General features: G+C 62.8%; 18 protein-coding genes. 10 read left to right on the top strand and 8 right to left on the bottom strand.

Annotated features, from left to right (window positions below; all coding sequences use genetic code 11):
- Positions 1-21 precede the first annotated feature (21 nt).
- Positions 22-360, bottom strand: a complete 339-nt coding sequence (glnK, locus tag E8F20_RS19940) for a P-II family nitrogen regulator (RefSeq protein ID WP_003457590.1) — start codon at positions 358-360, stop codon at positions 22-24.
- 414 nt (positions 361-774) lie between these two features.
- Between glnK and E8F20_RS19935 the strand changes: the two genes are divergently transcribed.
- The 6 genes from E8F20_RS19935 (at position 775) to E8F20_RS19910 (ending at position 7,172) form a co-directional block, all read left to right on the top strand.
- Positions 775-1,038, top strand: a complete 264-nt coding sequence (locus E8F20_RS19935) for an accessory factor UbiK family protein (RefSeq protein ID WP_280285280.1) — start codon at positions 775-777, stop codon at positions 1,036-1,038.
- A 38-nt stretch (positions 1,039-1,076) separates the two neighbouring features.
- A complete protein-coding gene (locus tag E8F20_RS19930; protein ID WP_280285279.1) occupies positions 1,077-2,573 on the top strand; it encodes a YifB family Mg chelatase-like AAA ATPase in 1,497 nt (498 codons plus the stop codon).
- A gap of 112 nt (positions 2,574-2,685) precedes the next feature.
- The gene (betT, locus tag E8F20_RS19925) at positions 2,686-4,659 is read left to right on the top strand and encodes a choline BCCT transporter BetT (RefSeq protein ID WP_280285278.1); all 1,974 of its coding nucleotides are present in this window, start codon (positions 2,686-2,688) and stop codon (positions 4,657-4,659) included.
- A 91-nt stretch (positions 4,660-4,750) separates the two neighbouring features.
- The gene (locus tag E8F20_RS19920; RefSeq protein WP_280285277.1) at positions 4,751-5,551 is read left to right on the top strand and encodes a TlpA disulfide reductase family protein; all 801 of its coding nucleotides are present in this window, start codon (positions 4,751-4,753) and stop codon (positions 5,549-5,551) included.
- Positions 5,552-5,729: 178 nt separating this feature from the next.
- Positions 5,730-6,173, top strand: coding sequence for a hypothetical protein (locus E8F20_RS19915; RefSeq protein WP_280285276.1), 444 nt, complete (start codon positions 5,730-5,732; stop codon positions 6,171-6,173).
- A gap of 33 nt (positions 6,174-6,206) precedes the next feature.
- Positions 6,207-7,172, top strand: coding sequence for a fimbrial protein (locus E8F20_RS19910; protein WP_280285275.1), 966 nt, complete (start codon positions 6,207-6,209; stop codon positions 7,170-7,172).
- 12 nt (positions 7,173-7,184) lie between these two features.
- On the opposite strand, the gene E8F20_RS19905 is transcribed toward E8F20_RS19910, so the two are convergent.
- Entirely contained in the window at positions 7,185-8,102 is a 918-nt protein-coding gene (locus E8F20_RS19905) for a LysR substrate-binding domain-containing protein (protein WP_280285274.1), read from the bottom strand.
- 138 nt (positions 8,103-8,240) lie between these two features.
- On the opposite strand from E8F20_RS19905, the gene E8F20_RS19900 reads away from it, so the two are divergent.
- Positions 8,241-9,632, top strand: a complete 1,392-nt coding sequence (locus E8F20_RS19900) for a NorM family multidrug efflux MATE transporter (protein ID WP_280285273.1) — start codon at positions 8,241-8,243, stop codon at positions 9,630-9,632.
- 113 nt (positions 9,633-9,745) lie between these two features.
- On the opposite strand, the gene E8F20_RS19895 is transcribed toward E8F20_RS19900, so the two are convergent.
- On the bottom strand, positions 9,746-11,419 hold the full coding sequence (locus E8F20_RS19895) for an EAL domain-containing protein (protein ID WP_280285272.1): 1,674 nt from the start codon (positions 11,417-11,419) through the stop codon (positions 9,746-9,748).
- A gap of 257 nt (positions 11,420-11,676) precedes the next feature.
- On the opposite strand from E8F20_RS19895, the gene rep reads away from it, so the two are divergent.
- Together rep and E8F20_RS19885 are read left to right on the top strand one after the other, a co-directional pair.
- Positions 11,677-13,689 carry a DNA helicase Rep gene (gene rep, locus E8F20_RS19890; RefSeq protein ID WP_280285271.1) on the top strand — a complete coding sequence of 671 codons (2,013 nt, stop codon included), beginning with the start codon at positions 11,677-11,679 and terminating at the stop codon, positions 13,687-13,689.
- 45 nt (positions 13,690-13,734) lie between these two features.
- Positions 13,735-14,307, top strand: coding sequence for a xanthine phosphoribosyltransferase (locus E8F20_RS19885; protein ID WP_137823066.1), 573 nt, complete (start codon positions 13,735-13,737; stop codon positions 14,305-14,307).
- A gap of 84 nt (positions 14,308-14,391) precedes the next feature.
- On the opposite strand, the gene E8F20_RS19880 is transcribed toward E8F20_RS19885, so the two are convergent.
- The 5 genes from E8F20_RS19880 to dadA form a co-directional block, all read right to left on the bottom strand.
- On the bottom strand, positions 14,392-14,814 hold the full coding sequence (locus E8F20_RS19880; protein WP_348529636.1) for a c-type cytochrome: 423 nt from the start codon (positions 14,812-14,814) through the stop codon (positions 14,392-14,394).
- 132 nt (positions 14,815-14,946) lie between these two features.
- Positions 14,947-15,495 (bottom strand): cupin domain-containing protein, encoded by a 549-nt coding sequence (locus E8F20_RS19875; RefSeq protein WP_280285270.1) that lies wholly within the window; start codon positions 15,493-15,495, stop codon positions 14,947-14,949.
- Between the two features lie 199 nt (positions 15,496-15,694).
- Positions 15,695-16,762 carry an alanine racemase gene (gene alr / locus E8F20_RS19870; RefSeq protein WP_280285269.1) on the bottom strand — a complete coding sequence of 356 codons (1,068 nt, stop codon included), beginning with the start codon at positions 16,760-16,762 and terminating at the stop codon, positions 15,695-15,697.
- Between the two features lie 67 nt (positions 16,763-16,829).
- Positions 16,830-17,183 carry a RidA family protein gene (locus E8F20_RS19865; RefSeq protein ID WP_274802367.1) on the bottom strand — a complete coding sequence of 118 codons (354 nt, stop codon included), beginning with the start codon at positions 17,181-17,183 and terminating at the stop codon, positions 16,830-16,832.
- Entirely contained in the window at positions 17,158-18,456 is a 1,299-nt protein-coding gene (gene dadA / locus E8F20_RS19860; RefSeq protein WP_280285268.1) for a D-amino acid dehydrogenase, read from the bottom strand. Before dadA ends, E8F20_RS19865 begins: the two co-directional genes overlap by 26 nt.
- A gap of 158 nt (positions 18,457-18,614) precedes the next feature.
- Here dadA and E8F20_RS19855 point away from each other — a divergent pair, with 158 nt between their 5' ends.
- Positions 18,615-19,103 carry an Lrp/AsnC ligand binding domain-containing protein gene (locus E8F20_RS19855; RefSeq protein ID WP_016495366.1) on the top strand — a complete coding sequence of 163 codons (489 nt, stop codon included), beginning with the start codon at positions 18,615-18,617 and terminating at the stop codon, positions 19,101-19,103.
- Positions 19,104-19,135: the final 32 nt, after the last annotated feature.

Genomic DNA, 19,135 nt, shown 5'->3' with positions numbered 1-19,135 from the left:
GGGGCGTTGGGGTTCGGAGGCTTAGATCGCGTCTGTGCCGGTTTCGCCGGTACGGATACGGATGGCCTGTTCCAGATTGACGACGAAAATCTTGCCGTCACCGATCTTGCCGGTATTGGCTGCCTTGGTGATGGCCTCGATCACGCGATCCAGTTGATCATCGGCGATGGCCACGTCGATCTTCACCTTCGGCAGGAAATCGACAACGTACTCGGCGCCACGGTACAGCTCTGTGTGGCCTTTTTGCCGTCCGAAGCCCTTGACCTCGGTGACGGTAATGCCCTGCACACCGATCTCCGACAACGACTCACGCACGTCGTCGAGCTTGAAAGGCTTGATGATGGCGGTGACTAGCTTCATGAAACTCTCTCCCGTGTTTGGTTGACTTGCCCCAGGAAAAACGCGAACCCGGCTCAAGTCTAAGCGCAGTGTCTGGCTTTTGTAACGCATCGGCCCGCCTTGCCTCGGCACGCCGACATTAACCAACCGCTTCTGGCGAAACACTCCCCCGCCTCGCCCGGTGCACCGGAACTGCATCGGTGCATGCGTCGTCCACCTCCAAGCAGATTTCTTGCCAGCTCCGAACAAAGTGCGCTTTTTCAAGCAGATACTGGCCGAGTGCCTGTTCCACATGACCGGAACCGCACCTCCATCGCACCAAAGCAGTGCGCAACGCCCCAGCGCCCTGCTCAAAAAGTGTGCGCCGCCCATCGCCAGCCCGACCCCCGGGAGCACCGTGGTAGACTGCCGCCCATTCACCTACGGATACCCACCATGCTGCCGCCCAAAGCCCTGCTCGATACCCTCGCCGCCACTGCCTCGCGCCTGTTCAGCAGCGACAGCCCGCTGCCCCGCGCCGAGGTCGAGGCCCAGTTCAAGGCTTTGCTGCAGAGCGCATTCGGCAAGCTTGACCTGGTCAGTCGCGACGAGTTCGACAGCCAGATGGTGGTCCTCGGCCGTACTCGCGCACGCCTGGAAGCCCTGGAAGCCAAGGTCGCGGAACTGGAAGCCAAGCTGAACCCACCGCCGACGGAGTGATCCCGCTCCGGCCCGGCGGACCGATCAAGGAGTGATCAATGTCCCTGGCCATCGTCCACAGCCGCGCGCAGGTCGGCGTCGAAGCCCCTGCCGTGACCGTCGAAGCCCACCTCGCCAACGGCCTGCCGTCCCTGGCCCTGGTGGGCCTGCCGGAAGCGGCCGTAAAGGAAAGCAAGGACCGTGTGCGCAGCGCGATCCTGAACAGCGGGTTCGACTTCCCGCCCCGCCGCATCACCCTCAACCTCGCCCCGGCTGACCTACCGAAAGATGGCGGCCGATTCGACCTAGCCATCGCTCTCGGCGTGCTCGCCGCCAGCGGCCAACTACCGGCCAATGCCCTGGAAGAGGTCGAGTGCCTGGGAGAACTGGCGCTCTCCGGGGCCCTGCGCCCAGTTCAGGGTGTACTGCCCGCCGCGCTGGCCGCTCGCGCCGCTGGACGTACCCTGGTGGTGCCCAAAGAGAACGCGGAAGAAGCCAGCCTCGCCAGCGGCCTCAAGGTGCTGGCCGCCGCGCACCTGCTGGAACTTACCGCGCACTTCGCCGGCCATACCCCGCTCGCCCCCTATCAGCCCAAGGGCTTGCTGGAGGAACGACCGCCCTACCCTGACCTCGCTGACGTCCAGGGCCAGGCAGCCGCCAAACGCGCCCTGCTGGTGGCCGCAGCCGGAAGTCACAACCTGCTCTTCTGCGGGCCTCCGGGCACCGGCAAGACCCTGCTCGCAAGCCGCCTGCCCGGTCTCTTGCCGCCCCTGGGAGAGCAGGAGGCATTGGAAGTGGCCGCCATCCATTCGGTAGCCAGCCACGCACCTCTGCAGTCCTGGCCGCAGCGACCCTTTCGGCAACCGCATCACAGCGCGTCGGGCGCCGCGCTGGTCGGTGGTGGCAGTCGACCCAAACCGGGAGAGATAACCCTCGCACATCAGGGGGTACTGTTCCTTGACGAGCTGCCAGAGTTCGACCGGAAGGTGCTGGAAGTTCTGCGTGAGCCGCTGGAAAGTGGCGAAATCGTCATCGCCCGTGCCCATGACAAGGTGCGCTTCCCGGCGCGTTTCCAGCTGGTGGCGGCGATGAACCCCTGCCCCTGTGGATATCTGGGCGACCCCGGTGGCCGCTGCCGTTGCACCCCAGAACAGATTCAACGCTACCGCGCCAAGCTATCCGGCCCCCTGCTCGACCGAATCGATCTGCACCTGACCGTCGCCCGCGAATCCACCAGCCTGGAGCCACCGGCCAGCGTAGGCCCGGGCAGTGCGCAAGCCTCGTCCGAAGTGGCTCGAGCACGGCGCCTGCAACTTCAGCGGCAGGGCTGCGCCAACGCATTCCTCGACCTGCAGGGCCTGCGCCGGCACTGCGCCCTGGACGCCTCCGACCGCGCCTGGCTTGAAAACGCCTGCGAGCGCCTGAACCTGTCCCTGCGCGCCGCCCACCGCATCCTCAAGGTGGCGCGAACCCTGGCCGACCTGGAACAGGCCGGGAAGATCGCCCGCCATCATCTCGGAGAGGCCCTGCAATACCGGCCCGAGGCACTGACCTGAAGCAATGAAAGCTATTGATCGATTACCGATAAGAGACTTTATCTATCATTTTTGCTAGAATACTGCGCCTTCCGCCCTTGGCGGCCATCCGATTAAAAGGAGAGCTAGCTCAATGGAGGCACGTTCGTCTTCGCAATCCACCCTCAATCCGCCGGTTTTTTTCGGTTCCGCCTTCCTCATCATTGCCCTGGTGCTCTACAGCACCCTGGCCCGCGAACAGGCCCAGACCCTGTTTGGCCACATCCAGGACTGGATCGTCGTCAATGCCAGCTGGTTCTATGTCCTGACCGTGGCGCTGATCCTCATCACCGTGGTCTTCCTCGCGGTCAGTCGCTTTGGCGACATCAAGCTCGGCCCCGACCACAGCCGCCCCGAGTACCGCAACAGCTCCTGGTTCGCCATGCTGTTCTCCGCGGGCATGGGCATCGGCCTGATGTTCTTCGGCGTTGCCGAACCGCTGATGCATTACGCCAACCCGCCTGTAGGCGATGCCAACACCGTCGCCGCCGCCAAAGAGGCGATGAAGCTGACCTTCTTTCACTGGGGCCTGCACGCCTGGGCGATCTACGCCATCGTCGCGCTGATCCTGGCGTTTTTCTGCTTCCGCCACGATCTGCCGCTGACCCTGCGTTCGGCGCTCTACCCATTGATCGGCGACCGCATATACGGCCCCATCGGCCACGCTGTGGATATCTTTGCCATCCTCGGCACCGTGTTCGGCGTGGCCACCTCCCTCGGCTATGGCGTACTGCAGATCAACAGCGGCCTCAACCACCTGTTCGGACTGCCGGTCAGCGTGCCGGTGCAGCTGGGGTTGATCGCCGGCACCTGCGCCCTGGCCACCCTGTCAGTAGCCAGCGGACTGAACCGGGGGATCAAGATCCTCTCCGAGCTCAACCTGGTGCTGGCCGTGATCCTGCTGGCCGTGGTGCTGGTGTTGGGACCCACCGTGTTCCTGCTCAAGACCTTCGTGCAAAACACCGGCGGCTACCTATCGGAGATCGTCAGCAAGACCTTCAACCTGTACGCCTATGAATCGAGCGACTGGATCGGCGGCTGGACCTTGCTCTACTGGGGTTGGTGGCTGTCTTGGTCGCCCTTCGTCGGCCTGTTCATCGCGCGCATCTCCCGCGGACGCACCATCCGCCAGTTCGTCTCCGGTGTACTGTTCGTTCCAGCCGGCTTCACCCTGCTGTGGATGACGGTGTTCGGCGACACCGCCATTCACATGGTGCTGCAGGACGGCGTCCACAGCCTGCTGAACACCGTGGCCCAGGACAGCTCGCTGGCGCTCTTCGCCTTCCTCGAGCAGTTCCCCTTCGCCTCGCTGCTGTCCATGGTTGCGGTACTCATGGTGGTGGTGTTCTTCGTCACCTCGGCCGACTCCGGCGCCCTGGTGGTCGACATGCTGGCCTCCGGCGGCCGCGAGGTAACGCCGCTCTGGCAGCGCTTGTTCTGGTCGATCCTGATAGGCGTGGTGGCCATGGCGCTGCTGGTGGCCGACGGCCTCAAGGCCCTGCAGACCGCAACCATCGCCAGCGCTCTGCCCTTCGCCGTGGTGCTGCTGGCGGCTACCTGGGGCTTGCTCAAGGCCCTGCGCCTGGACGCCACCAAGCGCGGAATCCGCTACCAGGCACTCAATCTCTCCCGCCCGGCCCAACGTCAGCACGGTGGCTGGCAGCGACGCCTGCGCAACATCCTGATGTTCCCGCGCCGCAGCCATGTCACCCGCTTCATCGATGAAGTGGTGCGCCCCGCCTGCCAGGAAATTTCCGAGGAACTGCGCAAGCAGGGCTACACGGTCGACGTGCAGAACGGCGAGGACGGCCGTTGCAAGCTGAACGTCGGCCACGGCGCCGAAGTGGATTTCAGCTACGAGGTGCGCCCGCGGGCCTTGCCGCTACCGGCCTTCGTCAGCCGCGATGGCGAGGAGAGCCAAGACTCGCGCAAGTACTTCCGCGCCGAGGTCTACCTGCGCGAAGGCGGCCAGGACTACGACGTGATGGGCTGGAGCCGCGACGAAGTGATCGGCGACCTGCTCGACCAGTACGAGAAGCACCTGCACTTCCTGCACGTCGTGCGCTGAAGCAGTTCCCCCGAAACATTTATCCACAGCCTGGCGCTGCCCCATCGGCACCAGGCTGCGATACTCGCCGCCTCGTCCCACGGAGTCCGGCATGACCAGCTTCAACCTCGGCCCCCTCGCCATTCCCATGCAGCATGGGCTGCTCTACCTCGGCTTCTTCGCGGCGCTGTTCGCAGGCTGGCTGGCCGGGCGCAGGCACAAGGCCAACCCCGAGGGTGCGCTGTTCGCCATGCTGATTGGCGGATTGCTGGTGGCGCGGCTGGCGTTCATCGGGCAGTACTTAGAGCATTACGCGGTAAAGCCCCTGAGTCTTGTGGATATCCGCGACGGCGGTTTCCTGTTCTGGCCGGGTCTGGTAGGCGCCGCCCTCATCGGTGCCGGGCTCGCCTGGCGCAAGCCAGCCCTGCGCCGGTCACTGGCCATTGCCGTGCTGGTCGGTGGCAGCCTCTGGGGAACTGGCCTGGCGATGGTCTCGGCCCTGGAGCGCAGCCGCCAGCTACCGGCGTTGAGCCTGATGGACCTGCAGGGTAATCCGGTGGACCTGCACGCTCTGGATGGCCGCCCGCTGGTGGTCAACCTCTGGGCCACCTGGTGCCCGCCCTGCCGTCGCGAGATGCCGGTGCTGGAAGCGGCGCAGAAGGCCAATCCCGACGTGCGTTTCCTGCTGGTTAACCAAGGCGAGCACGCCGAAGCGGTGACCCGCTATCTCGCCGAGCAAGGCCTCGCTCCCCGGGACGTACTGCTCGACAGCGGCAATCGCCTGGGCCAGGCCACTGGGTCATTCGGCCTGCCCACCACCCTTTTCTACAACTCCAGGGGCAGGCTGAACCACAGCCACATGGGCGAGTTGTCCAGCGCCAGCCTGGAGCACGGGTTGCGCCAACTGCACTAGCTCAATACTGCCGAATCCGGCCCCATCCATTGGGCAGGTTCGCTGGCGCGAGTCGCTACCGGCAGCGGTGAAGACTCAGGCCCCACCAAGCACCTGGTTTCCCAAGTTCAAATGAGCATTCAGCATTGCTATAAGCCACTTTCATTGGAACCGTCTTATTCCAATGAAACCATCAAACATGAACAAGCAACCTGATAAACCCCTGCAACTCTTCAGAACAAACTCTCAGACGCCACATATACCCCCAACTACTATCCCCCGCCCGCTGTCAGATGTCAGTCAAGACAGAAAACAAATTCGAACAGTTCGGGAAACAACCTACAAGATAAAGGATCAATCCCTCAAGAACGATGGAACTGGGCTTATTGATCACTGGTTCGACTTCCTTAAAATTTCCGAGGCTCTTAACGAGCGCTGTATTGCTGTTGCCAGGCCGGCAAGCAAGATTCTTGTTCCTGGCATTGAGGGTCAGGGCAGGAGCAATTTAGAGCGTGGCAGCGCAAATAAAACATTGTGCCGTATCGATTATTCACTGCTGCCGTGCGATGAAAAAGACCGGAGCCGGTTACCAACAGATCACCACCAAATGCCGGCAACCATCTTTTCAACGAATGGTGATTGAATCTCCTGCAAATTCAGACAAGGGGGGGCACTTATGAAGCCCACGCAATTCATTCAGGTTCTCTCGCTACTCGGAACCACGCTGGCACTGAGTGTCATGTCGGTGAAGGCAATGGCGGCACCTTATTGTCAAGAACCGACCACATGGAAAATGGCGATGCCAGGGACGCTCGAAATCAATCCGGACGCGCCGCTTGGCTCTAATTTGTGGAAAGAAATTGTTAGGGGACGAGCTATTTCCGGTCGCCCATGTAAATCTGGCGTTTACTTCATTCTCATGCAGGGCACGAGGCCTCTTCTGGACTCCAGAACCTACGACTCCGGCATCCCAGGCATTGGCCTACGCATTCGTATCCCCTCGTCGTGCTACATGGGCTACTGGCCAGGTAGATGCGAGCTGAACAATTGGGCTGGCAGTAGCGGTGCATATCTCCTAGAGATTAGCTTGGTCAAAGTTGGGCCCATCACGACTGGCGGGGAGTTGACCGGCACGTTTGGAGAACAGCGCATCAATGGCGGCGAGCAGAAGGCAATCTACATGTGGGACGGTAGCGTTGAAATCTCCCTCAGAAAACCAACATGCTCGGTTTCGTCTACGTTCATCGATGTACCACTTGGTCAATTTTCAACCAAAGCGTTTACCGGTATCGGCAGCACGACCGCCTCGCAGAATTTCAACATCGAGTTGCAATGCTCGGGTGGAGATGCCGGGAGCACACTCAAGGTGCATACCACACTCACGGATGCCACTAACGAGACCAATGTGTCCAACGTACTGTCACTTTCGCGGGACTCACAGGCCAGCGGTGTCGGCATCCAGATTCTGAACGATGCGACGGTGTTGGACCTTGGTCCGAATGCCAAGTGGCACGCGGGCAACGTGCAACACGGCGAATCCACCTTCACGATTCCGCTCAGCGCCCGCTACGTTCAGACTGCAGACAACATCACTCCCGGCACTGCAAACGGCAATGCGACCTTCACGATGAGCTATCAATGAGGGGAGCGTTTTCTAGCCGAGCAGCTCCACCTTCGGAAGCTGCATAGCCGCCACTTCCGCCTGCAAAAAGTCACGCAGCCGACGCAGGCGGTCCTGGCCGCTGCGGGCGCGGGGCCAGACCAGGTAGTAACTTTCTCCGCTGGCCACGGCCGTCGGCCAGGGCAGGCCGATGCGCCCTTCGGCAACATCTTCCGCCACCATCACCAGATCACCGATGGACACGCCATAGCCGCGTGCGGCGGCGACTATGCCCAGTTCCAGCGTGTCGAACACCTGCCCGCCCTTGAGCGATACCTCCTCCCCCAGCTCCATGCGCTGCAACCAACGGCGCCAGTCGCGGCGATCCGGTGTCGGGTGCAGCAGCTCGGTTCCTTTCAGTCGCGCCAAGTCCCAGGGTTCAGCAACCAGCGATGGCTCGCACACCGGGATCAGCCATTCGCTGAACAGCAGGGTCACCTCCCAGTCCTGGCTGAAGTGGCCGTCGCTGAGCAGCACCGCGCAATCGAACGGCTCGTGCTGGAAATCCACCTTGTCCACATCCATCCAGGCGCTGGTCAGCTGTACTTCGATGTCGTCATTGAGGTACCGGAAGCGACTGATGCGCGACAGCAACCAACGCATGGTGAGCGTCGAAGGCGCCTTCAGGCGCAGGGTGGCGTCGTCGACCCGCAGCGTGATGCAGGCGCGCTCCAGGGCATCGAAACCATCCCGCAGGCCGGGCAGCAGCATGCGCGCCGGCTCGGTGAGCTGCAGATTGCGCCCCTGGCGCTCGAACAATCGGCAGGCGAAGTGATCTTCCAGCGTTCGGATGTGCCGGCTGACGGCGCTCTGGGTGATGGCCAGCTCCTCGGCGGCCCGGGTAAAGGAGGCGTGACGGGCGGCAGCCTCGAAGGCACGCAGGGCGTAGAGCGGCGGCAGGCGGCGTGACATATGTCTTTACCTATGAGTTAAAGTCATGGATTGCATCATTTTTTTCCTTTTGTGCTGCAGGTTCAAGGTTTGGAGAATTGCTGAATCCAACGCGGGTCAATGGAATTGGCCGGCCCTCCGAAACAGTGAGCCTTACTCATGCCGCAGAGCATACGCAACGAACTGGTCGCCATCCTGCGCCTGGCTGGACCGCTGATCGCGGCCCAACTGGCCCATGTGGTGATGGTGTTCACCGACACCGTGATGATGGGCCTGATCGGCCCCGAAGCCCTGGCCGGCGGCGGCCTGGGTGCTGCCAGCTACTCCTTCGTGTCGATTTTCTGCGTCGGCGTGATCGCCGCCGTGGGCAACCTCGTTGCCATCCGCCACGGCGCTGACGACAACACCGGCGCCACTCGCCTGACCCAGAGCGGTCTCTGGCTGGCCTTCGCCATGGCACTGGCCGCCGGCCTGCTGCTGTGGAACCTCAAGCCCATTCTGCTGACCTTCGGCCAGGCGCCGGAAAGCGTGGAAGGCGCCATGCAGTTTCTTTCCACACTGGTCTTCGCCCTGCCCGGCTACCTCGGCTTCATGGCCCTGCGCGGTTTCACCAGCGCCATCGGCCGACCCGGCCCGGTCATGGCCATCAGCATTGGTGGGGCGCTGACCAACTTCCTCCTTAACTACGCACTGATCCACGGCATGTTCGGCCTGCCGCGAATGGGCCTGGCGGGCATTGGCCTGGTGACGGCCGTGGTGATGAATGCGATGGCGTTGTTGCTCGCTTGGCATATCGTGCGCAACCCGGCCTATTCGGCCTATCCGCTGCTCAAGGGGTTGCAACGGCCATCCCGCGAGGCGCTGGCCGAGCTGGTGCGCCTGGGCCTGCCCATCGGCGGTACCTATGCGGTGGAGTCCGGCCTGTTTGCCTTCGCAGCCCTGTGCATGGGCGCGCTCGGCAACACCCAGCTGGCGGCGCACCAGATCGCCATCCAGTCGGTGTACGTGGCCTTCATGGTGCCGGTCGGCATCTCCTACGCGGTGACTTTCCGCATCGGCCAGCATTTCGGCGCTGGTCGACTTGAGGAAGCGCGCCGCGCCGGGCGCCTGGGGATCGGCTTCGGCGCCGGCTGCATGCTCGCGTTCGCAGTGCTGTTCTGGGTAGCACCGGAGTGGGTGGTAGGGCTGTTCCTCGACCGCCACGCCGCCGAGTACCAGGACATCGTGCGACTCGCCGTAAGCCTGTTGGCAGTGGCCGCCTGGTTCGAGCTGTTCGATGGCATCCAGACCATCGCCATGGGCGCGATCCGAGGCCTAAAGGACGCCAAAACCACCTTCCTGGTCGGTCTCGGCTGCTATTGGCTGGTGGGCGCGCCGGCGGCCTGGCTGCTGGCCTTCCCCTTGGGCTGGGGTGCTACCGGCGTCTGGTGGGGGTTGGCGCTGGGATTGGCCTGCGCTGCGCTGGGGCTGACCCTGGGCTTCGAATGGAAGACCGCACGGTTGCTGCGGCCTGACGGGTTATCTACAGCGCCCCTCGGCGCACGCTCGTGACCCGCTCGTTTAGCCCACGCTGACCTCCGCTGGTGGGCTGAAGCCCACCCTATGTACGGGAGTCAGCGCCATCCTGCGAGTCTTCAATCGCGAATGCATTCGCAGACAGCGGCTCAGGACTCCTGTCTGGTAAACAGCGCTTGGCGCGCTCCGAACACCAGAAAGCGTGCCAGCTCGGCCAGGGGTAACGGCCGGCTGATCCAGTAGCCCTGGGCCTGGTCACAGCCGAACTGGCGCAGCAGGGCGAGCTGCTCGGCGTTTTCCACGCCCTCGGCCACGACTTCCAGCTTGAGGTTCTGCGCCAGGTTGATCATCGCCTTCACCAACAGACGATTCTCCGGACGATCATGCATGCCGCCGACGAAGCTCTTGTCGATCTTCAGCAGGGCAATGGGCAGGCTGTTGAGGTGGACGAAGGAGGAGAAGCCAGTGCCGAAGTCGTCCAGGGAAAAGCGCACGCCCAGCTGCCCTAGGGCGTCCATGGTCTGGCGCACCTGCTCGCTGCGGCGCATCACGGCGGTTTCGGTGAGCTCGAATTCCAGCCAGCGGGCATCGACACCGCGTTCGTGGATCAACCGGCTTAAGGTGGAAAGCAGCTGGCTGTCCTGGAACTGGCGGAACGACAGATTCACCGCCATGTGCAGCGGCGGCAGGCCGCGCCCGCGCAGCCACTGCATATCGCGCAGGGCACGGGAGATCACCCAGTAGCCCAGCGGTACGATCAGGCCGCTTTCTTCGGCCAGCGGCACGAACTCATTGGGCGTGAGCAGGCCGCGTTCGCTGTGGCGCCAGCGCACCAGGGCTTCCAGGCCCAGGATGTTGCCGGTCCTCAGGCATAGACGTGGCTGGTAGTGCAGCTCCAGTTCGTCCCGGCGCAGCGCCCGGCGCAGCTCGCTTTCCAGGTCGGCGCGGCTACGGGCGCTGCGATTGATGCGCTCATCGAAGACATGGAAGGTACAGCCCTGGCTGGCCTTGGCCTGCTGCATGGCGATGTGGGCGTGCCACATCAGCGGGTCGGCACCGTCGCTGGCACGGGAATGGGCGATACCCAGGCTGCAACCGAGCAGCAAGCTCTCGCCGTCTACCTGGTAGGGTTCGGCCAAGGACTCGGCGATACGCTCGGCAACTCGCTCGGCGCGCGCCGGGTCGCGACGGGTATCCAACAGCAGGGCAAATTCGTCACTGCCCAGGCGCGCCAATTGATCACCCGCGCGCAATTGCGCCTTGAGCCGTGCCACCACTTGAAGGATCAGGCGGTCGCCGGCCTGGTGGCCGAGGGCGTCGTTGGCATGGCGGAAGTTGTCCAGATCCAGGTGACCAAGGGCCAGACCGCGCCCGTCGTACTCCACCAGCCGCGCGGCCAGCAAGGTCTGGAAGCCCTGGCGGTTGGCGATTCCGGTGAGCGGGTCCTGCTCGGCCAGGCGCTCCAGCGCGTGCTGCAGGTTACGTCGCTCGCGGACATGACGCAGGGTGCGACGAAGGGTGTCGGCACTCAGGTGTTCGCGCACCAGCCAGTCGCTGACGCCCTGGGGAGCTTCGTCCGGCTCTTCTTCCAGCAGCAAGATGATGGGCAGTGGGCAACGCCCGGCCGAGGGCAGCCGGGCCGGCGTACAAAGCACCAGGGCACAACCCAGGTCGCCCACCAAGCTGCTGGCAGCGTCCCAGGAATCGGCGGTAATCAGGGGGGATGCGCTGCCCATCGCGGAAAGCGTTTCGCGAAAAAGTTCAGCCCAGGCCGGCGTTTCCGCCAGCAGGAGCATGCGCATGGGCTCAACGAGCGCGGACAAATGACCTCCCCGGGGTCACAGATTATGCGGCACTTTCGCGCCAGGCTGCGCCATTATCGGCGTCGTTCTTACCACGCATCCCTACGTGATCTTCGCCAATTCGCCGGCAAAGACGGCATCATCGTACTGGCTGCGCGGAAATTTCCAAGCTCAACCCACCAGCAATCGCGCTTGTATCACAGTTGCCCAGAGGTACTTCGGTACAACCCGGCCGGCCTGCTAGAATGCGCGGCCATTCGCCTTGATCCAGCCCCAGCATGTCCCGACTCAACCCTCGGCAGCAGGAAGCCGTGAACTACGTCGGTGGTCCGCTCCTGGTACTCGCCGGCGCAGGCTCCGGCAAGACCAGCGTGATCACCCGGAAGATCGCCTACCTGGTGCAGCAGTGCGGGATCCGCGCGCAGTACATCGTCGCGGTGACCTTCACCAACAAGGCGGCGCGCGAGATGAAGGAGCGCGTCAGCACCCTGCTGCGCGGCAGCGAGGGCAAGGGCCTTACGGTTTCCACGTTCCACAACCTCGGCCTCAACATCATCCGCAAGGAACACGCGCGCCTGGGCTTCAAGCCGGGGTTCTCGATCTTCGACGAGTCGGATATCAAGGCGCTGCTGACCGACATCATGCAGAAAGAATATGCCGGGGATGATGGCGCCGACGAAATCAAGGGCTACATCGGCAACTGGAAGAACGACCTGATCCTGCCCGAGGAGGCGCTGGCCAAGGCGCGCAACCCGAAGGAACAGACCGCCGCCGTCGTCTACATGCACTACCAGCGCACGCTCAAGGCGTACAACGCGGTGGACTTCGACGACCTGATCCTGCTGCCGGTGAAACTGTTCCAGGACAACCCGGACATCCTGGAGAAGTGGCAGAACCGCGTGCGCTACATGCTGGTGGACGAATACCAGGACACCAACGCCAGCCAGTACCTGCTGGTGAAGCTGCTGGTGCAGCATCGCGCACAGTTCACCGTGGTGGGTGACGACGACCAGTCCATCTACGCCTGGCGCGGCGCGCGGCCGGAAAACCTGATGCAGCTGAAGGAAGATTTCCCGTCGCTGAAGGTGGTGATGCTGGAGCAGAACTATCGCTCCACCAGCCGCATCCTCAAGTGCGCGAACATCCTCATCGCCAACAACCCCCACGTGTTCGAGAAGCAACTGTGGAGCGAGATGGGTGTGGGCGATCCAATCCGGGTGATCCGCTGCCGCAACGAGGACGCCGAGGCCGAGCGCATCGCCATGGAGATTCTCACCCTGCACCTGCGCACCCAACGGCCCTACAGCGAGTTCGCCATCCTCTACCGGGGCAACCATCAGGCCAAGCTGATGGAATTGAAGCTGCAGCACCACCAGATTCCGTATCGGCTGTCCGGGGGCACCAGCTTCTTCGGGCGCCAGGAAGTGAAGGACCTGATGTCGTACTTCCGCCTGCTGGTGAACCCGGACGACGACAACGCCTTCCTGCGCGTGATCAACGTGCCGCGCCGGGAGATCGGCTCCACCACCCTGGAAAAGCTCGGCAACTACGCCACCGAGCGCGGCATCTCGATGTTCGCCGCAAGCGACGAAATGGGCCTGTCCGAGCACCTCGACAGCCGCTTCACCGAGCGCCTGCAGCGCTTCAAGCGCTTCATTGACGGGGTGCGCCAACAATGCGCGCAGAACGATCCCATCGCCGCCTTGCGCAGCATGGTGATGGATATCGACTACGAGAACTGGATTCGCCAGAACGCCTCCAGCGACAAGGTCGCTGACTTTCGCATGGGCAACGTCTGGTTCCTCGTCGACGCCCTGAAGAACACCCTGGAACGCGATGAAGAAGGCGGCATGACCATCGAGGAAGCCATCGCCAAGCTGGTGCTGCGCGACATGCTCGAACGCCAGCAGGAGGAAGAGGAAGGTGCCGACGGCGTGCAAATGATGACCCTGCACGCCTCCAAGGGCCTGGAGTTCCCCTATGTCTTCATCATGGGTGTGGAAGAAGACATCCTCCCCCACCGCTCCAGCATCGAAGCCGACACCATCGAGGAAGAACGCCGCCTGGCCTACGTGGGCATCACCCGCGCGCGGCAAAATCTGGCCATGACCTTCGCCGCCAAGCGCAAGCAGTACGGCGAGATCATCGACTGCTCACCCAGCCGCTTCCTCGAGGAACTGCCTCAGGAAGACCTGGAATGGGAAGGCATGGACGATGCCCCCGTGGAGGTGAAGGCCGCGCGCGGCAACACCGCCCTGGCCGACATCCGTGCCATGCTGAAGAAGCCGTAATCAAAGAACCCCGGCGCAGACCGGGCCATACATGAGGGTAATGGCGTGGAAGCGCTGAAACAGAAGATTCGCGAAGAAGGCATCGTACTGTCCGACCAGGTACTGAAGGTCGATGCCTTCCTCAATCACCAGATCGATCCACGCCTGATGCAGCAGGTGGGCCATGAGTTCGCCGAACGCTTTCGCGGCCAAGGCATCACCAAGATCGTCACCATCGAAGCCTCCGGCATTGCGCCAGCGGTGATGGCCGGCCTGGAACTGGGCGTACCGGTGATCTTCGCTCGCAAGTACCAGTCGCTGACCCTGAAGGACAACCTCTACATTTCCAAGGTGTTCTCCTTCACCAAGCAGAGTGAAAGCACCATCGCCATCTCGGCCAAGCACCTGACCGCCGCCGACCACGTATTGGTGATCGATGACTTTCTCGCCAACGGCCATGCCGCCAAGGCCCTGCTGGATCTGATCGGCCAGGCCGGCGCCAGCGTCGCGGGGCTGGGCATCGTCATCGAGAAATCCTTCCAGGAAGGCCGCGGCCTGCTGGAAAGCGAGGGCTACCGGGTCGAGGCGCTGGCACGGGTGGCCTCGCTCACCGACGGCCAGGTCACCTTTCTCGACTGAAACTGGCTGCGACAACAGGTCGCAGCGAACAGGCATGAAAAAGCCGCCCTTGGGCGGCTTTTTCACTCATCGATGGCGGCAAAGTTACAGGCCGGACATCTTCTTGATGGCGTCTTTCAGCTCATCGTCGGTGCAATCGGCGCAAGTGCCCTTCGGCGGCATGCTGTTGATACCGGAGATGGCCTTGGCCAGGATGCCGTCGAGGCCGCCTTGGTGGTCAGCACGCTCTTTCCAGGCAGCGGTATCGCCGATCTTCGGCGCGCCCAGCACGCCAGCGGTGTGGCAAGCACCACAATGCTTGGCGATGATGTCGTCCGGCGTACGTGCACCGCCGCCAGCAGCGGCTGCTACGGCGCCAACGCCCTTGCATTCCTGACCCTGTACGCAGACCTCGCCTACCGGCTTGATGCGCTCGGCAACGGCGTCGTCGGTCGCGGCCTGGGCGCTAACAGCCCACAGGGCCAATACGGCAGCGTGGGCCGCCAGCATCTTCTTGATTAGGTTCACCCTTACACCCTCATCGTGGCTAGTTTCGCCCGCGGCCACGGTTTCGCGAGCGGGCGCAAGTATATACGGTTAGTTCGCCACGCTGAAACAACCCAACTTGTCGCAGGGACATGGGCGTGGCGTTTTTGGAATTCAGAAGTTCGCTGGCGTGGTTGCGCTGATCAGGCGTGCCGGAGCATCGAACGGATTGCGGAAGCGGTGCGGCTTGCTGCTTTCGAAATAGTAGCTGTCGCCCGGTTCGAGGATGAACACCTCGCTGCCGATGGTCAGTTCCAGTCGGCCCTCAACCAGCATGCCGGCCTCTTCACCTTCATGGGCGTACATCTCGTCACCGGTATCAGTGCCCGGCGGGTAGGTCTCGTCGAGGAAGGCCAGGGCGCGGCTGGGATGGGCCTTGCCCACCAGCTTCATGGTGATGGCGCCACTGCAGATATCGGTGAGTTCGCTAGCCCGATAAACCACCTGGACCTGGTTTTCCTGCTCAAGATCGAGGGAGAAGAACTCCACCAGCGACATGGGAATACCCCCCAGCACCTTCTTCAGCGAACTGATGGAGGGGCTGACACTGTTTTTCTCGATCATGGAAATGGTGCTGTTGGTGACACCCGCGCGCTTGGCGAGCTCACGCTGGGACAGGCCTTTCAGCTTACGGATGGCTTGCAGTCGTACACCGACGTCCAATGGCGGGATCCTCCTTGGGGATCAGGGGTAGTCACGGTCGCCGTATCATGGCAACAGCGTTCAGTATTTACAACACGCGGGCCGTCAATACTGCGCGAACTTTCCCCGTCCCAAGAAAAATCTCAGTAAAAGCAGTGACCTAGCAAACAACGTCGGCGAAATGATCGTTTTCCTGATCACTCGCCATCCACGCCGGTGATCAGCTATAGACGAGCGGCACCCGGCGCAGATTGCAGAAGATCTGATAGGGAATCGTTCCGGCATGGGCAGCCACATCGCTGGCCAGAACTTCGTTGCCCCAGAGTTCGACGCGGCTGCCAAGGCCGGCAGTGGGCAGGTCGGTGAGGTCGACGGTGAGCATGTCCATGGAAACCCGGCCGATCAGTCGGCTCGGCTGGCCGTCGATGCTCACCGGAGTGCCGGTGGGCGCGTGGCGCGGATAGCCGTCGGCGTATCCCATGGCAACCACGCCGACGCGGGTCGGGCGCTCGGTGACGAACTTCGCACCGTAGCCAACCGGCTGGCCGGCGGGCAGCTCGCGCACACTGATGATCTTCGATTCGAGGGTCATCACCGGCTTCAGATTGTCCGCCAGCGAATGCGGCTGCTCGAAGGGGGTGGCGCCGTAGAGCATGATGCCGGGGCGCACCCAATCACTCGGCACCTGCGGCCAGCCAAGGACGGCCGGCGAGTTGCGCAGGCTGACCTCCGCGTCGAGCCCGTCACGAGCCTGTTCGAAAACGGCAACCTGCTCGATGCTGCTGGAGCAGTCCAGTTCATCCGCGCGGGCGAAGTGGCTCATCAGCACGATCTTCTCGACCTTTGCGCTGGTGGAAAGACGCTGCCAGGCATCGCGGTACTCGGCAGGGTGCAGGCCGACTCGGTGCATACCCGAATCCAGCTTGAGCCAGACGGTCAGCGGCTTGCGTACGGCAGCCCGCTCGATCGCCTCCAATTGCCAGTTGGAGTGCACCACTGTCCAGAAGTCGTGCTCCTGAATCAGCGCCAGTTCATCAGCCTCGAAGAAGCCTTCAAGCAGCAGGATCGGCTTACGGATTCCGGCCGCGCGCAGTTGCAGCGCCTCTTCGATGCAGGCCACGGCGAAGCCATTGGCCTCGGATTCCAGAGCCTGGGCGCAGCGCACCGCACCATGCCCATAAGCGTCGGCTTTGACCACGGCGAGCGCCTTGGCGCCGCTGACCTCACGGGCGAGGCGGTAGTTGTGGCGAAGGGCTTCGAGATCGATCAGGGCACGAGCGGGACGCATGGCGAGGACTTCTTCTAATTGATCGGGTGGAAAAAACCCGGCGCGAACGCCGGGCTGAGCAAGAAACTTAAGGAAGCGCGGCGACGACCGTCATTTCCACCAGCACGTCGGGCGAGTACATCTTCGCTTCGACGCAGGCACGGGCCGGGGCAGCGCCCTTCGGCACCCAGGCATCCCACACCGCGTTCATCGCCGCGTAGTCCGCCTCCATGTCCTTCAGGTAGATGGTCACCGACAGGATGTTGCTCTTGTCGGTACCGGCTTCGGCCAGCATTGCGTCAATAGCGGCCAGGGTTTCGCGAGTCTGCTGGCCGATGCCCGCACTGTGCTTCTCATCCAGTTGGCCGGCGAGGTAAACCGTGCCGTTGTGGATGACGATTTCGCTGTAGCGGGTTTCAGTGCGCAGGCGCTGGATTGACATTGTTCGGGGTCTCCTTGGAATTGCCGTAGCGGAAGATGTCCAGGCCGTCGGCGCTGATGTCCGGACGCTTGCGCGCCATCAGGTCCGCCAGCAGGCGGCCGGAGCCGCAGGCCATGGTCCAGCCAAGGGTACCGTGTCCGGTGTTGAGGAACAGGTTGCGGAACGGCGTGGCGCCCACAATCGGGGTGCCGTCCGGTGTCGCCGGGCGCAGGCCGGTCCAGAAGCTTGCCTGGGAGAGGTCGCCGCCTTCCGGGTAGAGGTCGGAGGTGATCATCTCCAGGGTGTCGCGACGGGCCGGATTCAGGTCCAGGTTGAAGCCGGTGATCTCGGCCATGCCGCCCACGCGGATGCGGTTGTCGAAGCGGGTGATGGCGACCTTGTAGGTCTCGTCGAGAATGGTCGAGGTCGGCGCCATGGCCTGATTGATGATCGGCACGGTCAGCGAATAGCCCTTGAGCGGATAGACCGGCGCCTTGATACCGAGCGGCTTGAGCATTTGCGGGGTGTAGCTTCCCAGCGCCAGCACGTAGCGGTCTGCAGTTTCCAGCTTGCCGTCGATCCACACACCGTTGATGCGGTCGCCGGCGAAGTCCAGTCCCTCGATGTTCTGGCCGAAGCGGAATTCCACGCCCAGCTTCTCCGCCATCTCGGCGAGGCGGGTGGTGAACATCTGGCAGTCGCCGGTCTGGTCGTTGGGCAGACGCAGGGCGCCGGCCAGCTTGTGCTTGACCTTGGCCAGGGCCGGTTCGACGCGGGCGATGCCATCGCGGTCGAGCAGCTCGTAAGGCACGCCGGAACGCTCAAGGACGGCGATGTCCTTGGCCGCGGCGTCTACCTGGGCCTGGGTGCGGAACAACTGGGTTGTACCGAGGGCGCGGCCTTCATAGCTGATGCCGGTTTCAGCGCGGAGCTCGTCGAGGCAGTCGCGGCTGTACTCGGACAGACGCACCATGCGCTCCTTGTTCACCGCATAACGGGAGGCAGTGCAGTTGCGCAGCATCTGCGTCATCCACAGGTACTGGTCGATGTCGCTGGTGGTGCGGATGGCCAGCGGCGCGTGCTGCTGCAGCATCCACTTGACGGCCTTCAGCGGCACGCCGGGCGCCGCCCAGGGCGATGCATAACCGGGGGAAACCTGGCCAGCGTTGGCGAAGCTGGTTTCCATGGCCACGGCGTTCTGGCGGTCGACCACGACCACCTCGAACCCTGCTTGGGCCAGGTAATAGGCGCTAGTCGTACCGATCACACCACTGCCAAGGACCATCACTCGCATGTCTGTCTCCATTCGCAACGGGGAATCCGCTGCGTTTGTTATTTTGAGCGTCGTTGGCGCGAAGTATAGGGAGACAAACCCAGTGGTATTCACTATATAGATAGCTATATTTGGCGATAATTCTCGGCAGAATGCGCTTAAGCGGAGGGGCATCCACCATGCGCACCCAGCATCAATCCCGTCGTGAACTGGACAAGATAGACCGGAATATTTTACGAATCCTGCAGGAAGACGGCCGGATTTCCTTCACCGAGCTGGGCGAACGCGTGGGGCTTTCCACCACGCCCTGCACCGAGCGCGTCCGCCGCCTGGAGCGCGAAGGCATCATCCTCGGCTACAACGCGCGACTGAACCCGCAGCATCTGAAGGCCAGTCTGCTGGTGTTCGTCGAGATCAGCCTGGACTACAAGTCCGGCGACACCTTCGAAGACTTCCGCCGCGCCGTACTCAAGCTGCCTCACGTACTGGAATGCCACTTGGTTTCGGGTGACTTCGACTACCTGGTGAAGGCGCGGATCAACGAAATGGCTTCCTACCGCAAGCTGCTCGGCGACATCCTGCTGAAACTGCCCCACGTGCGCGAATCCAAGTCCTACATCGTCATGGAAGAAGTGAAGGAATCATTGAACCTGCCGATTCCCGACTGATTCGGAACCACTGTTCCGTTTCCACCGGCAAA

The organism is Pseudomonas sp. BN415, from assembly GCF_029871195.1.
Lineage (GTDB): Bacteria > Pseudomonadota > Gammaproteobacteria > Pseudomonadales > Pseudomonadaceae > Metapseudomonas > Metapseudomonas resinovorans.
This window is presented reverse-complemented; position numbering and strand designations above follow the sequence as displayed.